Origin of the sequence: Salipiger bermudensis (assembly GCF_020171625.1) — a bacterium.
GTDB lineage: Bacteria > Pseudomonadota > Alphaproteobacteria > Rhodobacterales > Rhodobacteraceae > Salipiger > Salipiger bermudensis_B.
This window is the reverse complement of the sequence record NZ_JAIUZY010000004.1, coordinates 71,010-89,549: the sequence shown is the minus strand read 5'-3', so window position 1 is coordinate 89,549 and position 18,540 is coordinate 71,010. Positions and strand designations below refer to the sequence as shown.

Sequence of the window (18,540 nt, the reverse complement as noted above, 5' to 3'; positions counted from 1 at the left end):
GGCGATTCTGGCGTGCTTAGAAGCGCGCACGGATCCCCGCGTAGTAGGCGCGGTCCGTGGTCTGGTAGCCGGGCACGACCTGGTACTCCTCGTCGAAGAGGTTCTCGATGCGGACGTAGCCCTCGAGGCCGTTGCCGAACTCATAGCTCGCCTGCGCATTGACCACGGTGTGATCGTCGCTTTCGTCCTGAACCGTTGCGCCATAGGTCTCGGCATAGTCGGCCTTGTGCACAACGCTGAGACCGGCGCGCAGCTCGTCGGTGATGTCGGCATCAAGGCGCATGGCAAGATCGTAGCGCGGCACCCGCGCCAGCGGATCGTCGTTTTTGTCGCGCGCATCGGTGTAGGTGTAGCTGCCCGAGAGCGTGAAGCGGTCGCCGAGCAGCACGCTCCCGGCAAGCTCGAGGCCCTTCGATACGGAGGTGCCGGAGACCTGGGCGTATCCGCTGCCCTCATATTGGATCAGGTCGTCGATCTCGGTGTAGAACCATGTCGCGCCCAGCGTCGCACCACCGGCAAAGGCATAGTCCGCCCCGATCTCGCCACCCCGGCTGGTTTCCGGCTCGAGGCCGTCATTGCCGTAGGACGGGCTGTAGAGCTCGTAGAGCGACGGGGCGCGATAGCCTTTGGCCAGCGCGCCGCGCAGGGTGAGCGCCTCGGTGGCGCGCCAGGACATGGTCGCGCGACCGCTCCACTCGCCGCCGAACTCCGAGTGATCGTCATGGCGCACGGTGACCACGGCATCGACATCCGGCGTGAAGGCCCAGGCAAGCTCGGCATAGGCGCCGGTGTTGTCGACCGACTCGCTGTTTTCGGCGGTGCCGACGCGCGAGTAGAAGGCATCAAAGACCGGAGCGCTGAAGTCGGCTTCTTCGAGGCTGTGATCGGCACCGAAGCTCAGGCTGCGGCCGGCGGCGAATTCCCACGTGCCGCTATAGGTCCACTTGTCGCGGGTCGAGCCGAAGCTGTCGTTCCAGCCGGCGGCATCGGTGTCGCGTTCGATCTGGTAGCGCGAATAGGCCAGCTCATGCGCGACGGCGCCGGTCTGCAGCTCGGCATAGGCGCGCAGACCATAGCTCTCGATGTCGTTCGTGCCGCTCTCGGGCGCGGTGAAGCTGTTGGAGTCGTAGTCGCCCTCGCCGTCGAAGCGGAAGCCAGAAAGGCCGACGCGCAGGTCTGGGGTCGCCTGGAAATAGCTGTCGAAGGCCAGCTGGGTCGCAGCGAAACCATCGTCTTCGTCGTAGCCGTCAGCCTCGACCGCCGAGAACCCGTCGGTCACGAAACGCGTGGCGCTGACCGCGACACCGGCGCGGTCGGTCGCGGCACCATAGCTCAGGGCCGAGCTCTTGGTGTTGTAGCTGCCGGCCTCCGCGCTCACCTTCGTGGTCTGGCCCGGCTCTTCCGGGGCGCGGGCGAGGTCGATCGCGACGATCCCGGCAACCGCATCGGCGCCGTAGAGCGCCGACTGCGCCCCCTTCAGGACCTCGACGCGGCTCACGCCGCCGGCGAGGATGTGGCCGAAGTTGAAGCTGGTTTGCGTCGACGAACTGTCGGTCGCCTCGATGCCATTGATGTAGACCGGCGCGTAATAGGCGGGCAATCCGCGGATGCTGACAGCGCTGTTGGTGCCGGGCCCGCCATTGCTGACGGCGTTGACGCCGGGCAGCGTGTCGAGCGTATCGGCCAGCGTCGTCTCGGGGCTGTCGTCGAGATCGCGCTCGGTGAGGACCGAGACCGAGGTGCCGGTGCGGCCAAGCTCGAACGGCGTGCTGTTGGCATAAAGTGTCAGCGTCGGCAGTTGATAATAGCCGTCATCCTGCGCGAGCAGGGGGGTGGTGCTCAGTGCGAGAACCGAGGCGGTGGTGAGGACATGCTTCATCCCTGTCCATCCTTTCCATGTCGGCCCCTCCGGCAGAGGGGCGGCTGTCGTGGTGTTCCCGGGAAAGGCGGGGGCGCCCCGGCTCCGGTGAACTCTGCGGATATCACCACGAACGGACGGACCGTCCCCCGAAGCGCAACCCCGCGCATGAGGAGGGTGATCACCTTGGCAGGTCTCCTGACTTGCGGGTCGTCGCGCGACGCGGGCCTTCCCGGGCGGCTCGCCCAGTGGCATATGCCGGTCGCACTCGCCGCTCACAGTTGCGGGGGCAGTCGCGGGTTTGCACCGCGTTCCCTATTCTCCGGACGGGGCCGGAACCGAGGCCTGCTTCGCTTAATGCCGGGCGTCCCACCGCACAAGAGACTCGGTCGTGTCAGGGGCGAGGGGCGTGGATTCCGGGCCGCATGGGAATGGATGGCACCGGACATGGGATTGCATGGCACGGATTTGGGAAATGCTGGCCCGGTTTGGGATCGAGACCCGAACGGCGTGGGATTCGGGGGTGATTCACCGGCTTTCCTGCCTCCGAATCCATCTGATCTGTGGAATGCCGAATTCAGCGCACTTCGCAACAAAACATTTCTGGGATTTTGTGGCCCGTGACATCTTCACGACAGCGTGACTACATCTAGTGACATGCGGGTTCCCGCTTACCACATCTTCGTGATATTTCCGTAAGGTGCCCCCTAGATATTGTTTTCCACAGGGGCTGTGGACAAGAAGTTGTGCCTCGTGTCGAAATTCCCCGTTGCCTCCCATGAATTCCCATGACATACCTTTAACCACGATGAGGGACGGGACAGAGGGCAAAAAACAAAGCCCCGGCAAACACCCACAATAATAAAAGAGCAGGTTCATACAGGCACCCGCCCTCATCGAAACACAGAGATCCGGCGCGCGAGCGAGCAGACATCCCCCCAGGTGGCGCGCGCAGCTGGACAAGCCCGCAAAGCGGGTCAAGGCGGCGGGTTGATCGGTGGCAGCAGATCAACCCGCCGTATTTCGTTTAAAGGGGGCTTGGGTAGGGACAGTGAGCCGCAGGCTGAGGTTCAGAGGCGAAAGTCGGCACAAGGTCGACAGTAAGGGCAGGGTGTCCATCCCGGCCTCTTTTCGCCGTGTGCTCGAAGCCGGTGATCCCGACTGGACCGAAGGTCTGAGCCCCAACTTCGTGATCGTCTACGGCGACCAGCGCCGCAAGTATCTCGAATGCTTCACCATCCAGGAAATCGAGGCCATCGAGGACCGCATCAGCGGCATGAAGCGTGGCTCGCGCAAGCGGCGCCTGCTCGAGCGGCTGATCTCGGCCCAGTCGGTCACGTCGAGCGTTGACGACACCGGGCGGATCGTGATTCCTGTCAAGCTGCGCGACAAGATCGCGCTCGACAACGAAGCGCAGTTCATCGGCACCGTCGACACCTTCCAGATCTGGGAGCCCGGGGCATACGAGGCCGATCTCGAGGCGACCGAGGACGAGCTGGCCGATTTCGATGGCGACCCGCTGGAATTGCTCGATGAAGACGACGAGGACGAGGAGATCTGAATGGCACCTGCGGCGGATCAGACCAACAGCGCGCCGCATGTTCCGGTTCTCCTGCGGCCCCTTCTCGCGGCCGTGGCGCCGGTCGCCGGCACCTGGGTCGATGGCACCTTCGGGGCAGGGGGCTATGCCCGCGGCCTGCTCGAGGCCGGGGCCGACAAGGTGATCGGCATCGACCGCGATCCGCTGGCGCATCAGATGGCGCAGGGCTGGATCGGCTCCTATGGCGACCGGCTCGAGCTGGTCGAAGGCAATTTCGCCGACATGGACAAGACGGTCAGCGACGCCGATGGCGTGGTGCTCGACCTTGGCGTGTCGTCGATGCAGCTTGATATCGCCGAGCGCGGCTTCTCGTTCATGAAAGACGGCCCGCTCGACATGCGCATGGAGCAGTCGGGCGAGAGCGCCGCCGACCTGGTCAAGCGGCTCGACGAGACGGCGTTGGCCGACGTGCTCTATACCTATGGCGAAGAGCGTGCCTCGCGCCGCATCGCCCGGGCCATCGTCAAGGCGCGCGACGAGGCGCCGATCGAGACGACCGCGCGGCTCTCGTCGATCGTCGAGGCTTGCCTGCCGCGGCCCAAGCCCGGCCAGTCGCACCCCGCAACCCGCAGCTTCCAGGCGCTGCGCATCGCGGTGAACGACGAATACGGCGCGCTCTGGCGTGGGCTGATGGCCGCCGAGCGGGCGCTGAAGCCCGGCGGCTGGCTCTGTGTCGTCACCTTCCATTCCGTCGAGGACCGCATGGTGAAGCGCTTCTTTCAGGCGCGCACCGGGCGCCTGGACACGGTCAGCCGTCACGCCCCGGTCACCGAGACCGAGGCGCCGCGCTTCGAGCTTCTCACCCGCAAGGCCGTGGGCCCGGATGACGAGGAGCTTGCCGCCAATCCGCGCGCCCGTTCGGCCCGGCTGCGCATCGGCAAGCGCACCGACGCCGCGCCCGGAGAGGTTGGCGCGGACAAACTCAACATGCCTCAGCTCAAGGGGAAACGCTGATGCGGACGCTGCTCTACGTGACCACGTTCCTCGGCCTGATCGGCCTCGCCTTCTGGGCCTATCGCGAGAATTACGAGACCAAGGCGGCGCTCGACAATGTCGACCGCCTGCATCGCAACATCGCAGATGCGCGCGCCCGGCTCGCGATCCTCAAGGCGGAGTGGGCCTATCTCAACCGCCCCGACCGGCTGCGGGATCTGGCCGAGATCAACTTCCCCCGGCTTGAGTTGCTTCCGATGCGGCCGGACCAGTTCGGCCGCGTCGATCAGGTCGCCTACCCGGTGATTCAGCCTCTGGTGGTGATGGACCCGATCGACGTCTCGAGCGCGGGGGCCACGCAATGACCCGCACGCCGCTGCGTCCGCTCGCCCGCATTCTCCAGGCCCGCCAGAAGGGCGAGAACCCCGACGCCATCGAACGCGAGAACCTGCGCATCCGCCACGAGCAGATGCGCGACAAGGCGCGGGTCCGCGCCGAGGGGCGTCTGCTGGTGATGAGCGTGATGTTCCTCGTGGCCTTCGCCGTGGTCGGTGCCCGCATGGGCATGCTCGCCGCCTCCGAGCCGGCAGAGCCGCGCGCCCATGCCAGCGGTGCCTCGATCATCGCCAGCCGCGCCGATATCACCGACCGCCATGGCCGCATCCTTGCGACCAACATGGAGACCCACTCGCTTTACGCCCACCCGCAGCAGATGATCGAACCGCTGCGCGCCGCGCGCGAGCTGAAGGCGATCTTCCCGGATCTCGACGAAGAGCGCATGGTGAAGGATTTCACCGATCCCAAGCGCAAGTTCCTGTGGGTGAAGAAGAAAATCAGCCCCGAGCAGATGCAGGCCGTGCATGATATCGGCGAGCCGGGCCTTCTGTTCGGTCCGCGCGAGATGCGCCTCTATCCCAACGGCGCGCTGGCCTCGCACATCATGGGCGGCGCCAGCTTCGGCCGCGAGGGCGTGGCCTCGGCCGAGGTGATCGGGACCGCCGGCATCGAGAAGTTCTTCGACGAAGAGCTGCGCGACCCGGCCCGCGGCGGCGCCCCGCTGGAATTGTCCATCGACCTTTCCGTGCAGGCGGCGACCGAGCGGGTGCTCGATTCCGGGATGCGGCTGCTCAACGCCAAGGGCGCGGCCTCGGTGCTCATGGATGTGCACACCGGCGAGGTCATAGCACTTGCTTCGCTGCCCGATTTCGACCCCAACGACCGGCCGAATCCGCCCACCAAGGGCAGCCCGTCGGACAGCCCGCTGTTCAACCGTGCGGTGCAGGGGGTCTACGAGCTCGGCTCGACCTTCAAGATCTTCGCCGCCGCGCAGGCGATGGAGCTGGGCCTTGTGCGGCCCGACACGATCATCGACACCCGCCCGCCCTTCAAGGTCGGCGGTCACCGCATCGGCGAGTTCGAGGGCCACAACTACGGCGAGATCCCGGTCGAGGAGATCATCATCAAGTCCTCGAACCGCGGCACCGGCAAGATGGCGCTGGCCATCGGCATCGACCGCCAGCAGGATTTCCTCAGGAAGCTCGGCTTCTTCGAACCGACCCCGCTCGAGATCGTCGAGGCGGCGGGCGGCAAGCCTCTGCTTCCGTCGCGCTGGACCGACCTCTCCTCGGTGACGATCTCCTACGGCCACGGCCTGTCGTCCTCGCCGCTGCACCTCGCGGCGGCCTACTCGGCCATCGCCAATGGCGGCACGCTGGTGAGACCCACGCTGCTCAAGCAGCAGGGCGCGCAGTTCGGCGAGCGAGTGATGTCGCCGCAGGTGGCCGCGGACTCGCGCGACATGCTGCGCAAGGTGGTCAGCAGCGGCACCGCGAGCTTCGGCGAGGTGCCCGGCTATCACGTCGGCGGCAAGACCGGCACCGCGGACAAGCCGCGCGAGCATGGCGGCGGCTATTACAAGGACAAGGTCATCGCCACCTTCGCCGCGATGTTCCCGGCGCATGATCCGAAATACGTGCTCATCGTGACGCTCGACGAGCCGGTCGAGACCTCGGGCTCGAAGCCGCGCCGTACCGCCGGCTGGACCGCTGTTCCGGTGGCTGCCGAGATGATCGGCAGGATCGCGCCGCTTCTGGGCTTGCGTCCGGAATACGATATGGGAGAAGTGGCGGAGGTCACGCTGGTCCGGCAGTGATGCCGCCGCAGGCTCCCGCCGGATCCGGACCTCTCTCAACCACCAAACGCTTCGGGGGCAGATATGAGCGGTGAGGAAAAGAGCCTGTCGGATCTCGGCTTGACGGCCCGCGGGGGCCGCGAGGCCCGGGTCTCGGGCATCTCGGTCGACAGCCGCGCGGTGATGCCCGGCCATCTTTTTGCGGCGATGCCGGGCACCAAGGTGCACGGCGCGACCTTCATCGACACCGCTCTGGCGCAGGGCGCCGTCGCGGTGCTGACCGATGCCGAGGGCGCCCGCCTCGCCGAGGCGGCGCTGGCCGAGAGCGACGTGGCGCTGGTGATCGCCGCCGAGCCGCGCGCCGCGCTGGCCTATGCCTGCGCGCTGTTCTTCGGGGCGCAGCCCGCGACGATGGTGGCGGTCACCGGCACCAACGGCAAGACCAGCGTCGCGAGCTTCGTGCGCCGGCTCTGGCAGGAGCTGGGCTACCGCGCCGTCAATCTCGGCACCACCGGGGTCGAGGGCGACTGGCAGGCGCCGCTGCGCCACACCACGCCCGACCCGATCACCCTGCACAAGGCGCTGGCCGAAGCGGCCGCCGCCGGCGTGGAGCACGCCGCGATGGAGGCGTCGTCGCACGGGCTCGACCAGCGCCGGCTCGACGGCGTGCAGCTGTTGGCCGCCGGGTTCACCAATTTCAGCCAGGATCACCTCGATTATCACGCCGATTTCGAAGAGTACTTCGCCGCCAAGGCCGGTCTCTTCGCCCGCGTGCTGCCCGAGGAGGGCGTCGCGGTGATCAATATCGACGACGCCCGCGGCATCGACATGCTCGCCATCGCCCGCGCCCGCGGGCAGGACGTGCTCACGGTGGGCGAAAGCGAGGGCGCCGACCTGCGCCTGCTCGGCCAGCGCTTCGACGCCACCGGGCAGGAGCTGCGGCTGAGCTGGCACGGCGTGGTCGAGCAGCTCCGCCTCAACCTGATCGGCGGTTTTCAGGGCCAGAACGCGCTGGTCGCGGCGGGCCTCGTGATCGCCTGCGGCGCCGAGGCCGAAGACGTGTTCCGCGCGCTGCCCCGGCTCGAGACCGTGCATGGCCGGATGCAGCTTGCCGCGACCCGCGACAGCGGTGCGGCGGTCTATGTCGATTACGCCCACACGCCCGACGCGGTGGCCACTGCCATCAAGGCGCTGCGCCCACATGTCATGGGGCGGCTGATCGCCATCGTCGGCGCCGGCGGTGACCGCGATGCGGGCAAGCGTCCGCCGATGGGCCGCGCCGCCGCCGAGAACGCCGATCTCGTGATCGTCACCGACGACAACCCACGCTCGGAGGAGCCCGGCGCGATCCGGGCGCAGGTGCTCGAGGGGGCGCCCGAGGCCACCGAGGTGGGCGACCGCGCCGAGGCGATCCTGCGCGGCGTCGATCTGCTGCAGCCGGGCGACGCGCTTTTGGTCTGCGGCAAGGGCCACGAGACCGGGCAGATCGTCGGCGACACGGTCTATCCCTTCGACGATGTCGAGCAGGCCAGCGTGGCCGTGGCGGCGCTGGACGGGAGGGGCATGTGACACTCTGGACGGCTCAGGACGCGGCTGCCGCCACCGGCGGACAGGTCGCGGGCGACTGGGAGGCCGATGGCGTCTCCATCGACACCCGCACGATCGCCAAGGGCGATCTCTTCGTGGCGCTCAAGGCGGCGCGGGACGGGCATGATTTCGTGGCGCAGGCCCTCGAGAACGGCGCCAGTGCCGCGCTGGTCAGCCGCATCCCCGAGGGCGTGGACCCGGCGAAGCTGCTGATCGTCGACGACGTGCAGGCCGGGCTCGAGGCGCTTGGCCTCGCCGCGCGGGCGCGCACGCGGGCCAAGGTCGTGGCGGTCACCGGCTCGGTCGGCAAGACCTCGACCAAGGAGATGCTGCGCGTGGTGCTGGGCGCGCAGGGCCGTGTCCACGCCGCCGAGAAGAGCTACAACAACCACTGGGGCGTGCCGCTGACGCTGGCGCGGATGCCGATGGACGTGGATTTCGCCGTCATCGAGATCGGCATGAACCACCCCGGCGAGATCGCCCCGCTGTCGCGCATGGCGCGGCCCGACGTTGCGATGATCACCATCGTGGCGCCGGCGCATCTTGCCGCCTTCGAGAGCCTCGAGGGCATCGCGCGCGAGAAGGCGGCGATCTTCGAGGGGCTGGCGCCCGGCGGCACCGCGGTGGTCAACGGCGATCTTCCGGTTTCGCCGTTGCTGATGGCCGCCGGCGAGGCCAGCGCCGCGCATGTGCTCACCTTCGGCCAGGCCGAGGGCAACCATCACCGGGTCACGCATGTCGACATCTGCGACAGCACCACCGTGGTGCAGGGCCGGGCGTGGCGCTCGCCGGTGCTATTCAAGGTGGCGGTTCCGGGGCGGCATTTCGCGGTCAACGGCATGGGCGTGCTGGCGGTGGCGCACGCGCTCGGGCTCGACCGGGCGCTGGCGGTGACCGCGCTGGGGCAGTGGTCCCCGGGCGCCGGGCGCGGCCTGCGGGAGACCATTCTGCTCGACCCGGTGGAGACGCATCTCTCGCTCGAGCTGATCGACGACGCCTATAACGCCAACCCCGCCTCGCTCGCCGCCGCGCTCGAGGTGCTGGCCGGCGCGCGGACCCGCGACGGAGTGGGGCGGGTGTCGCATGGGCGCCGCATCGCCTATCTCGGCGACATGAAGGAGCTTGGCGCCACCGAGGCGGCGCTGCACCGCGCGGTGGCGGAGCTGCCGGCGATGGAGAAGATCGATCTGGTGCACTGCGTCGGGCCGCTGATGCGTCACCTCTGGAAGGCGCTGCCGGAGCACAAGCGCGGGCACTGGACCGAAACCGCCGACGGCATGGCGGCCCGGGTGCGGCACGATATGGATTCGGGCGATGTCGTGCTGGTGAAGGGCTCGCTCTCCACCGGGCTCGGGCGCGTGGTTGACGCCATCCGGCGCATGGGCGTATCCCCCGCAGGCGGCAACGGGTAACAAGGACCACAGCATGCTTTACTGGCTCACCGAACTGAGCGACGGCGGCGACCTGTTCAACCTGTTTCGCTACATCACCTTCCGCGCCGGCGGCGCCTTCCTGACGGCGCTGATCTTCGGCTTCATCTTCGGGCGGCCGCTGATCGACGTGCTGCGCAAGCGGCAGGGCAAGGGCCAGCCGATCCGCAACGACGGCCCGGAGGGACATTTCGTCAAGGCCGGCACCCCCACCATGGGCGGGCTGCTGATCGTGGGCGCGCTGCTGACCTCGACGCTGCTCTGGGCGCGGCTGGACAATCCCTTCGTGTGGATGGTGCTCTTCGTCACCATGGGCTACGCCGCCATCGGCTTTGCCGACGATTACGCCAAGGTCGCCAAGCAGAACACCGCGGGCGTCTCGGGCCGGGTGCGGCTCCTGCTGGGCTTCCTGATCGCCGGGCTGGCGGCCGCATGGGCCGCGTGGCACCACCCGGCCGAGCTGACCGGTCAGCTCGCCTTCCCGGTGTTCAAGAACGCGCTGCTGGATCTGGGGATCTTCTTCGTGCCGTTCTCGATGATCGTCATCGTGGGCGCGGCCAACGCGGTGAACCTGACCGACGGGCTTGACGGGCTCGCCATCATGCCGGTGATGATCGCCGGTGGCACGCTCGGCATCATCGCCTACGCGGTGGGCCGCACCGACTTTACCGAGTATCTCGACGTGCATTACGTGCCCGGCACCGGCGAAATCCTGATCTTCTGCGCCGGCCTGATCGGCGGTGGTCTTGGCTTCCTGTGGTACAACGCGCCGCCCGCGGCGGTGTTCATGGGCGATACCGGCTCGCTGGCGCTCGGCGGCGCGCTGGGGGCGATTGCCGTGGCCACCAAGCACGAGATCGTGCTGGCCATCGTCGGCGGCCTCTTCGTGGTCGAGGCGCTGTCGGTGATCATCCAGGTGTTCTACTTCAAACGCACCGGCAAGCGGGTCTTCCTGATGGCGCCGATCCACCATCACTACGAGAAGAAGGGCTGGGCCGAGCCGCAGATCGTGATCCGGTTCTGGATCATCTCGCTGATCCTCGCCCTGATCGGCCTCGCGACCCTCAAGCTGCGCTGATCTGGCGGCGCGCGGCCGGGGGCCGCGCACAGGTCACGTCGCCCGGGGCCGCGGCCCCGGTCTCCACGGCCGTGGCGGGCGTGACGCCATTGCCCGGGGCCCGCGCCGATTGGGCCGGACGGCCTGCCTCCGGCGGGAGTATTTTTGACGAAGAGAAGCCAGGGGCGCAGCGCTCATGGCTTCTTTGGTTCAAAAATACCTCGGGGGTGAATTGGCGCAAAGCGCCAAGAGGGGGCAGAGCCCCCTCTCTTCTGTTGAAGGCGTGCCTCCGGTTTTCTCGAAGGCGCACCTCCGGCTTTTTTTGACGGCGCACCTCCGGTGCGACAGGCGCTGGTGCCCGTTCCCGCCGCTTGGCGCTCTGGTCATGGCGCGGCGCTTGCGGTAGCGCTGGGGCGAATGCAAGCAGGCGAGGGCAGGGCGGATGATTCCGGTAACCGGGTTCGAATGTCAGACGGTGGGGGTTCTGGGGCTGGGGCGCTCCGGGCTGTCTGCGGCGCGGGCGTTGCGCGCGGGCGGGGCGCGGGCGTTGTGCTGGGATGACAACCCATCGGCACGGGCCACGGCGGAGGCCGAGGGCTTCGAGACCCGCGAACTTGCCGGGCCCGACGGCTTCGATGGAGTCGCCTGGCTGGTGGTCTCTCCCGGTATCCCGCATCTCTATCCCGCGCCGAACCCGGTCATCGCCGCGGCGTGGGAGGCGGGTGTGCCGGTCGACAACGACATCGGGCTGTTCTTCCGCTCCTTCGGCAGCGGCGACTGGGCGATGTTCGACCAGCCCCCCAAGGTGGTGGCGGTGACCGGCTCGAACGGCAAATCGACCACCTCGGCGCTGATCCATCACATCCTGCTCAGCGCCGGGCGGGCCAGCCAGCTTGCCGGCAATATCGGCCGTGGCGTGCTGGATATCGAGCCGCCCGAGGAGGGCGGCGTGGTGGTGCTCGAGCTGTCGAGCTACCAGACCGAACTGGCGCGTGCGCTGACCCCCGACGTGGCGGTGTTCACCAATCTCTCGCCGGATCACCTCGACCGGCATGGCGGCCTTGGCGGATACTTCGCCGCCAAGCGCCGGCTGTTTGCCGAGGGCGGGCCGGACCGCTGCGTCATCGGTGTCGACGAGCCCGAGGGACGGTATCTGGCCAACCAGCTTGCCGAAGGCGCGGTGGACGACCGGCTTCTGCGTGTCTCGGCGGGGCGCAAGCTGAGCGGGCCCGGCTGGGATATCTTCGCGCGCAAGGGCTTCCTGACCGAGTGGCGCAAGGGGCGGCAGGTGGCCTCGATCGACCTGCGGAAGGTGCGCGGGCTACCCGGCGCGCACAACCATCAGAATGCCTGCGCGGCCTACGCGGCGACGCGGGCGCTGGGGCTGGCGCCGCGGGCGATCGAGGCGGCGTTCCACTCCTTCGAGGGGCTTCCGCACCGCTCGCAGATCGTCGCCGAGGCGGGCGGCGTGGCCTATGTCAACGACAGCAAGGCGACCAACGTGGACGCGGCACTGAAGGCGCTGCAGGCCTTCCCGCGGATCCGCTGGATCTGTGGCGGTCTGATGAAGGAGGGCGGGCTGGACGCGCTGGCGCCGGGCTTTGCCAACGTCTCCAAGGCCTATGTCATCGGGCGTGAGGCGGCGGGCTTTGCGCTGGCGCTGTCGGGGGTCGAGGCCGAGGTCTGCGGTGACATGGACACCGCCGTGGCGCGCACCATGGCCGATGCAGAGCCCGGCGAGACGGTGCTTCTGGCGCCCGCGGCGGCGAGCTTCGACCAGTACGACAATTTCGAGCAGCGCGGCGACGACTTCGCCGCCCGCGTCAAGGCACGGCTGGCGGGCTGAGGCTCAGGTGCCGGTCCCGATCCGGGAGCGGCGCAGCGGTGCGTAGAGCCCCTTCTTGACGGCCTCCCGGTGCACCGCGCCGATCTGCACCGGGATCTCGGGAAGCTCGAGGATCTGTGCGATCGCGAGGCGGTGGATGCCACCGCTGGCTGCGCGCAGCGGAGCGCCGTTGCGGTCGATATGGATCAGGATGCCGCCATGCTCGCGGCGGAAGAAATCGGGAAGTTCCGCCTTGCTCAGCAGGCGCCCGCGGCGGCGGGTCTCTTCGAAGACCCGGTCGAGCGACTCGTAGCGATTGAGAATGTCTTCGCGGCTGGCGCATTCGTCGGGGCGCTCGCCGGCGGCGATCTTGCCCATCAGGCTGTCGAAGAGCGGGGTCTGCTCCCAGTCGACGCCCTCGAGATAGCGCATCCGGCAGCTCACCACCTTGACGTTGCCACCGAAGGTCGTGCGCGACAGGTCCCAATCGCCGGCGACGACCATGCCGCTTTGGCGTCGGCGCAGGCGGGGGCCGCCGGGCATGGTCCGGCAGGTTTCCTTCACCGCAAGCGGGTCGATATAGATTGCCTCGTCCGACAGCGGCGCATCGGCCCCGTAGAGCGCCCGGTTCCACGCGTCGCGCACCAGCTTGCGCGGCACCTGTGCCTTGAGGTCGCGAATCCAGTTCGCCGGGTGCAGCGTGGGATGATCGGCGAACGCCATCGGCTCGTCTCCGTAACAGACAGACGATGAAAATGTGACGTTTTGATTTCTATTTCAAGTCGCGCCGCGGCGGGAGGCGATCTCGCGTCCGCAGACGGTGCCGGAAGACCACGCCCACTGGAAGTTGTAGCCGCCCAGCCAGCCGGTCACGTCGACCGCCTCGCCGATGGCGAAGAGACCGGGAACCGACTTCGCCTCCATGGTCTTGGACGAGAGCGCCTCGGTCGAGATGCCGCCCAGCGTGACCTCGGCGGTGCGCCAGCCCTCGGTGCCCTGCGGGCGCAACTGCCAGGCCTGCAGCGCCTCGGCCAGCTCGGCGATGCGCCGGTCCGACAGATCGGCGAGGTTGCCCGCAAGCGGCAGGCTTTCGGAGAGATACGCCACCAGCTTGGGCGGCAGCAGATGCCCGAGCGCGGTGGTGACGGCGCGGCGCCCGTTCTCGCTGCGGGCGGCCTTCAGAGCCGCCGCCAGATCCTGCCCCGGCAGCAGGTCGACGGCGATGTCCTCGCCCTCGTGCCAGTAGCTCGACACCTGCAGCATTGCCGGTCCGGAGAGCCCGCGATGGGTGAACAGCATCGCCTCGTCGAACGCCGCCTGACCGGCGCGCGCCCGGACCGGGAGCGACAGGCCCGAGAGCGCCGAGAAGCGCCCGTCTGGGAAGGTGAAGGGCACCAGCCCGGCGCGGGTCGGCACCAGCGGCAGCTCGAACTGCGCAGCGATGTCGTAGGCCAGACCGGTGGCGCCCATCTTGGGGATCGACTTGCCGCCGGTGGCGAGCACGAGATTGCGCGCCTTGACGGTGTGCGTGCGTCCCTCGCGGGTCAGCCGCGCTGTGAAGTGGCTGCCATCGCGGCCAAGACCGGCCAGTTCGGTGGAGAGCCAGAGCTCGGCGCCCGCGGCCTCCATCTCGGCGCGCAGCATGGCGACGATCTGCGTCGCCTTGTCGTCGCAGAAGAGCTGACCAAGGGTCTTTTCGTGCCAGGCGATGCCGTGGCGGCTGACCAGCTCGATGAAATCCCACTGCGTGTAGCGCGCCAGAGCGGATTTGCAGAAATGCGGGTTCTCGGAGAGGAAGCGCGAAGGCTCGACCTCGAGATTGGTGAAGTTGCAGCGTCCGCCGCCGGAAATGCGGATCTTCTCGCCCGGGGCGCGGGCGTGGTCGATGACCAGCGTGCCGGGCCCGGCATGGGCCGCGCACATCATGCCGGCGGCGCCGGCCCCGAGTATGAGCGTGTCGATCTGCATGGCCGCTCAGGACCACGGATCGACGCGCCGCGCAAGGGCCGGAGGCGCCTCAAGGGCGCATCGGTGGTTCGGGACGCGCGGCGCAACCAGCGCTTCCCAACCGTGCCCGGCTTTGCTAAGCTTTTTTCCACAAGATCCGGGACCACCCGGACGATACAGGCAATTCGCCGGCCGCGCGCCGGCCATCTCGAGCGGTGATCCCATGACGGAAATGGTTTACGGCACGGTCTCTTCCGTGCGCGAGGGCGAACCCGTTCTGCCCAAATGGTGGCGGACGGTCGATCGCTGGGCGTTGTCGTGCATCCTCATGCTGTTCGGCGTCGGGATCCTGCTGGGGCTCGCCGCCTCGCCGCCGCTGGCCGAGCGCAACGGCTTCGGCCATTTTCATTACGTGCAGCGGCAGGCCTTCTTCGGCGGGCTGGCGCTGACCGCGATGCTTCTCACCTCGATGATGTCGCCGGTGCAGGTGCGCCGCGTGGCGGTGATCGGCTTCCTCGGCGCCTTCATCGCGCTTCTGGGACTGCCGTTCCTCGGCACCGACTTCGGCAAGGGTGCGGTGCGCTGGTACTCGCTTGGCTTTGCCAGCGTGCAGCCGTCGGAGTTCCTCAAGCCGCTCTTCGTGATCGTGGTGGCCTGGCTGATGGCCGCCAGCCAGGAGATCGGCGGCCCGCCGGGCAAGCTCTGGTCCTTCGGGCTGACGGTGACCATCGTGCTGACGCTGGCGCTGCAGCCGGATTTCGGCCAGGCCTGCCTCGTGCTTTTCGGCTGGGGCGTGATGTGGTTCGTGGCCGGCGCGCCGATGGTGCTGCTGGTGGGGCTGGCCGGCCTCGTGGGCTTGGGCGGAATGCTCGCCTACAGCAATTCCGAGCACTTCGCCCGCCGCATCGATGGCTTCCTCAACCCCGAGGTCGATCCCACCACCCAGCTGGGCTATGCCACCAACGCCATTCAGGAAGGCGGCTTCTTCGGCGTCGGCGTCGGCGAGGGCACGGTGAAGTGGTCGCTGCCCGATGCCCATACCGATTTCATCATCGCCGTGGCGGCCGAGGAATACGGCTTGATCCTCGTGCTGGTCATCATCGCGCTCTACACCACCGTGGTGGTGCGCTCGATGATGCGGCTGATCCGGGAGCGCGACCCTTTCATCCGCCTTGCCGGCACCGGCCTTGCGGCGATGTTCGGCGTGCAGGCGATGATCAACATGGGCGTTGCGGTCCGGCTGCTGCCCGCCAAGGGCATGACGCTGCCCTTCGTGAGCTATGGCGGCTCGTCCCTGATCGCCGGGGGCATCGCGCTGGGGATGCTGCTGGCCTTCACCCGCACCCGCCCGCAGGGCGAGATCGGCGAAATCCTGCGCGGGCGCGCCCGCTAGGCTGGGTTTTCCCTGCCGCCTGTGCTCTGAGGCGGCGTCGGGCCGCGTGAGCGGCCCGTGAGGCAACAGTCAACAGCCGGCGCGGCGCGAAGCGGCGTCCCGGCAGACAAGAACGGGAGATCACGGGTTCATGGCAGAGCAGTACCGGCGCCCTCTACTGGTCATCGCGGCGGGCGGCACCGGCGGGCACATGTTCCCGGCGCAGGCGTTGGCGGAGATCATGCTGCGGCGCGGCTGGCGGGTGAAGCTCTCGACCGATGCGCGCGGGGCGCGCTACACCGGCGGCTTCCCCCATTCGACCGAGATCGAGCAGGTCAGCTCGGCCACCTTTGCCCGCGGCGGGGCGCTGTCGAAGCTCGGCGTGCCGTTCCGCATCGCCGGCGGCGTTCTGGCGATGATGCGGCGCTTCCGGCGCGACCGGCCCGACGTGGTGGTGGGCTTCGGCGGTTACCCCTCGATCCCGGCACTCGGCGCGGCGCACTTGATGAAGCTGCCGCGGATGATCCACGAGCAGAACGGCGTGCTGGGCCGCGTCAACGAGATCTTCGCCAAGAAGGTCGACTGCGTCTGCTGCGGCACCTGGCCCACCGAGCTGCCCGAGGGCATCGAGGGCGTGCACACCGGGAACCCGGTGCGCATGGCGGTCAAGGAGCGCGCCGGGGCGGGCTACATCGTGCCGGGCGACTATCCGATGTCGCTGCTGGTGATCGGCGGCAGCCAGGGCGCGCGCATCCTGTCGGACATCGTGCCGCCCGCCATCGAGCGTCTGCCGATGGAGATCCTGCGCCACCTTCGCGTCAGCCATCAGGCCCGCGACGAGGATGGCGCGCGCGTGGCCGAGTTCTACCACCAGCACGGCATCGACGCCGACGTGCAGCCCTTCTTCACCGACATTCCCGCCCGCATGTCCGAGGCGCAACTGGTGATCTCGCGCTCGGGCGCGTCGTCGGTGGCGGATATCTCGGTGATCGGGCGCCCGTCGATCCTCGTGCCCTACGCGGTGGCGGCGGGCGACCACCAGACAGTGAACGCGCAGGGGCTCGTGGACGCGGGCGCCGCGATCCGGATGCCCGAGAGCAAGCTCAGCGTCGACAGCATGGCCGAGGCCATCACCGCGGTGATGGGCAACCCGGAGGGCGCGCTGCAGATGTCACGCGCCGCCCTGTCGGTGGCGAAACCGAGGGCGGCGGAACATCTCGCGGCCCTGGTCGAACATCTCGCCGGGTTCGGAGAGGAACAGGCAGCAGAGGAGGGGCAGGCATGAAACACGAACGCGCAGACGCAGGGGGCATGATGAACGCCGCAACCAAACTTCCCGGCGATGTCGGGGCGATCCATTTCGTCGGCATCGGCGGTATCGGCATGTCGGGCATCGCGGAGGTGTTGCTTAACCACGGCTACACCGTGCAGGGCTCGGACCTGAAGGCCTCGAAGATCACCGAACGGCTCGAGAGCCTCGGCGCGCATGTGTTCGAGGGCCAGCGGGCCGACAATCTCGAGGCCGCCGAGGTGGTGGTGATCTCGTCGGCGATCAAGCCGGGCAATCCCGAGCTCGACGAGGCGCGGCGCCGCGGTCTGCCGGTGGTGCGCCGGGCCGAGATGCTGGCCGAGCTGATGCGCCTGAAGTCGAACGTCGCGGTGGCCGGCACGCATGGCAAGACCACGACCACGACGATGGTCGCGACGCTGCTCGATGCGGGCCAGCTCGATCCGACGGTGATCAATGGCGGCATCATCCACGCCTACGGCTCCAACGCCCGCGTCGGGCTTGGCGAGTGGATGGTGGTCGAGGCCGACGAGAGCGACGGCACCTTCAACCGCCTGCCTGCGACCATCGCCATCGTGACCAATATCGACCCCGAGCACATGGAGCACTGGGGCTCGATCGAGAACCTGCGCGACGGCTTCTACCAGTTCGTCTCCAACATCCCGTTCTACGGTCTCGCGGTGTGCTGCACCGACCATGCCGAGGTGCAGGCCCTCGTGGGTCGGGTCAGCGACCGCCGGGTGACGACCTATGGCTTCAACGCCCAGGCCGACGTGCGCGCGGTCAACCTCCGCTACGAGAAGGGTATCGCGCATTTCGACATCCTGCTGCAGGCCGAAGACAGCAAGATCGAGGGATGCACGCTGCCGATGCCGGGCGATCACAACGTCTCGAACGCGCTCGCCGCCGTGGCGGTGGCGCGTCATCTCGGCATGAGCCGTGACGAGATCCGCGCTGCGCTCGCTGGATTCGGGGGCGTCAACCGGCGCTTCACCCGCGTCGGCGAAGTCAACGGCGTGACGGTGATCGACGATTACGGCCACCACCCGGTCGAGATCGCGGCGGTGCTCAAGGCGGCGCGTCAGGCCAGCGAGGGCCGGGTCATCGCGGTGCACCAGCCGCACCGCTACTCGCGCCTGCACACGCTCTTCGATGATTTCTGCGCCTGCTTCAACGAGGCCGACGTGGTCGCCATCGGCGATGTCTACGGCGCCGGCGAGGACCCGATCGAAGGCGCGAGCCGCGACGATCTGGTCGCCGGACTGATCCGCCACGGCCATCGCCACGCCCGCGCGATCCACGACGAGGACGATCTCGAGCGGCTGGTGCGCGAGCAGGCGCGTCCGGGCGACATGGTGGTCTGCCTCGGGGCCGGCACGATTTCGACCTGGGCCAACAACCTGCCGGATCGACTTCGCGGCGAGGGCTGAGCCGGGCGAAGATTTTTCGCACGAAAAATCTTGTTCATTGCTGCGCAATGACAAAGGGGGCCATCGGCCCCCTTTGCTTTAC

Annotated in this window: 14 protein-coding genes and 1 riboswitch; of the genes, 11 read left to right on the top strand and 3 right to left on the bottom strand. The window is 68.2% G+C overall.

The window, feature by feature from the left end; all coding sequences use genetic code 11:
* Window positions 1-16 precede the first annotated feature (16 nt).
* Window positions 17-1,879 carry a TonB-dependent receptor plug domain-containing protein gene (locus tag LCM15_RS06970; protein ID WP_224854800.1) on the bottom strand — a complete coding sequence of 621 codons (1,863 nt, stop codon included), beginning with the start codon at window positions 1,877-1,879 and terminating at the stop codon, window positions 17-19.
* Window positions 1,880-2,028: 149 nt separating this feature from the next.
* Window positions 2,029-2,216: riboswitch (cobalamin riboswitch) on the bottom strand.
* A gap of 693 nt (window positions 2,217-2,909) precedes the next feature.
* Between LCM15_RS06970 and mraZ the strand changes: the two genes are divergently transcribed.
* The 8 genes from mraZ (at window position 2,910) to murD (ending at window position 12,442) form a co-directional block, all read left to right on the top strand.
* Window positions 2,910-3,419, top strand: coding sequence for a division/cell wall cluster transcriptional repressor MraZ (mraZ, locus tag LCM15_RS06965; protein ID WP_224854796.1), 510 nt, complete (start codon window positions 2,910-2,912; stop codon window positions 3,417-3,419).
* Window positions 3,420-4,412, top strand: coding sequence for a 16S rRNA (cytosine(1402)-N(4))-methyltransferase RsmH (gene rsmH, locus LCM15_RS06960; RefSeq protein WP_224854794.1), 993 nt, complete (start codon window positions 3,420-3,422; stop codon window positions 4,410-4,412).
* Window positions 4,412-4,756: a cell division protein FtsL gene (locus tag LCM15_RS06955; RefSeq protein ID WP_224854792.1), complete on the top strand. Its 345-nt coding sequence runs from the start codon at window positions 4,412-4,414 to the stop codon at window positions 4,754-4,756. Before rsmH ends, LCM15_RS06955 begins: the two co-directional genes overlap by 1 nt.
* Entirely contained in the window at window positions 4,753-6,543 is a 1,791-nt protein-coding gene (locus LCM15_RS06950) for a peptidoglycan D,D-transpeptidase FtsI family protein (RefSeq protein ID WP_224854790.1), read from the top strand. The genes LCM15_RS06955 and LCM15_RS06950 overlap by 4 nt, the downstream gene beginning before the upstream one ends.
* A gap of 63 nt (window positions 6,544-6,606) precedes the next feature.
* Entirely contained in the window at window positions 6,607-8,091 is a 1,485-nt protein-coding gene (locus LCM15_RS06945) for a UDP-N-acetylmuramoyl-L-alanyl-D-glutamate--2,6-diaminopimelate ligase (protein WP_224854788.1), read from the top strand.
* Window positions 8,088-9,521, top strand: coding sequence for a UDP-N-acetylmuramoyl-tripeptide--D-alanyl-D-alanine ligase (locus LCM15_RS06940; protein WP_224854786.1), 1,434 nt, complete (start codon window positions 8,088-8,090; stop codon window positions 9,519-9,521). Before LCM15_RS06945 ends, LCM15_RS06940 begins: the two co-directional genes overlap by 4 nt.
* 13 nt (window positions 9,522-9,534) lie before the next feature.
* Window positions 9,535-10,617 (top strand): phospho-N-acetylmuramoyl-pentapeptide-transferase, encoded by a 1,083-nt coding sequence (gene mraY / locus LCM15_RS06935; RefSeq protein WP_224854784.1) that lies wholly within the window; start codon window positions 9,535-9,537, stop codon window positions 10,615-10,617.
* Window positions 10,618-11,038: 421 nt separating this feature from the next.
* Window positions 11,039-12,442 carry a UDP-N-acetylmuramoyl-L-alanine--D-glutamate ligase gene (gene murD, locus LCM15_RS06930; RefSeq protein WP_224854782.1) on the top strand — a complete coding sequence of 468 codons (1,404 nt, stop codon included), beginning with the start codon at window positions 11,039-11,041 and terminating at the stop codon, window positions 12,440-12,442.
* A gap of 3 nt (window positions 12,443-12,445) precedes the next feature.
* Here the strand turns inward: murD and LCM15_RS06925 are convergent, their stop codons facing one another.
* Window positions 12,446-13,144, bottom strand: a complete 699-nt coding sequence (locus LCM15_RS06925) for a hypothetical protein (protein WP_224854780.1) — start codon at window positions 13,142-13,144, stop codon at window positions 12,446-12,448.
* Window positions 13,145-13,198: 54 nt separating this feature from the next.
* A complete protein-coding gene (locus tag LCM15_RS06920) occupies window positions 13,199-14,389 on the bottom strand; it encodes an NAD(P)/FAD-dependent oxidoreductase (protein WP_224854777.1) in 1,191 nt (396 codons plus the stop codon).
* A gap of 202 nt (window positions 14,390-14,591) precedes the next feature.
* Here LCM15_RS06920 and ftsW point away from each other — a divergent pair, with 202 nt between their 5' ends.
* The 3 genes from ftsW to murC all read left to right on the top strand — a co-directional run bounded on the left by ftsW (window position 14,592) and on the right by murC (window position 18,458).
* A complete protein-coding gene (gene ftsW, locus LCM15_RS06915; RefSeq protein WP_224854774.1) occupies window positions 14,592-15,761 on the top strand; it encodes a putative lipid II flippase FtsW in 1,170 nt (389 codons plus the stop codon).
* 130 nt (window positions 15,762-15,891) lie between these two features.
* A complete protein-coding gene (locus tag LCM15_RS06910; protein ID WP_224854771.1) occupies window positions 15,892-17,025 on the top strand; it encodes a UDP-N-acetylglucosamine--N-acetylmuramyl-(pentapeptide) pyrophosphoryl-undecaprenol N-acetylglucosamine transferase in 1,134 nt (377 codons plus the stop codon).
* A 29-nt stretch (window positions 17,026-17,054) separates the two neighbouring features.
* Entirely contained in the window at window positions 17,055-18,458 is a 1,404-nt protein-coding gene (murC, locus tag LCM15_RS06905; protein WP_412103283.1) for a UDP-N-acetylmuramate--L-alanine ligase, read from the top strand.
* Window positions 18,459-18,540: the final 82 nt, after the last annotated feature.

Coding starts and splice junctions, on each gene's coding strand:
- LCM15_RS06910 (WP_224854771.1), top strand. CDS start 15,892: ATGGCAGAGCAGTACCGGCGCCCTCTACTGGTCATCGCGGCGGGCGGC.
- murD (WP_224854782.1), top strand. CDS start 11,039: ATGATTCCGGTAACCGGGTTCGAATGTCAGACGGTGGGGGTTCTGGGG.
- LCM15_RS06970 (WP_224854800.1), bottom strand. CDS start 1,879: ATGAAGCATGTCCTCACCACCGCCTCGGTTCTCGCACTGAGCACCACC.
- LCM15_RS06925 (WP_224854780.1), bottom strand. CDS start 13,144: ATGGCGTTCGCCGATCATCCCACGCTGCACCCGGCGAACTGGATTCGC.
- murC (WP_412103283.1), top strand. CDS start 17,055: ATGAACGCCGCAACCAAACTTCCCGGCGATGTCGGGGCGATCCATTTC.
- ftsW (WP_224854774.1), top strand. CDS start 14,592: ATGACGGAAATGGTTTACGGCACGGTCTCTTCCGTGCGCGAGGGCGAA.
- LCM15_RS06920 (WP_224854777.1), bottom strand. CDS start 14,389: ATGCAGATCGACACGCTCATACTCGGGGCCGGCGCCGCCGGCATGATG.
- LCM15_RS06945 (WP_224854788.1), top strand. CDS start 6,607: ATGAGCGGTGAGGAAAAGAGCCTGTCGGATCTCGGCTTGACGGCCCGC.
- mraY (WP_224854784.1), top strand. CDS start 9,535: ATGCTTTACTGGCTCACCGAACTGAGCGACGGCGGCGACCTGTTCAAC.
- LCM15_RS06955 (WP_224854792.1), top strand. CDS start 4,412: ATGCGGACGCTGCTCTACGTGACCACGTTCCTCGGCCTGATCGGCCTC.
- rsmH (WP_224854794.1), top strand. CDS start 3,420: ATGGCACCTGCGGCGGATCAGACCAACAGCGCGCCGCATGTTCCGGTT.
- LCM15_RS06950 (WP_224854790.1), top strand. CDS start 4,753: ATGACCCGCACGCCGCTGCGTCCGCTCGCCCGCATTCTCCAGGCCCGC.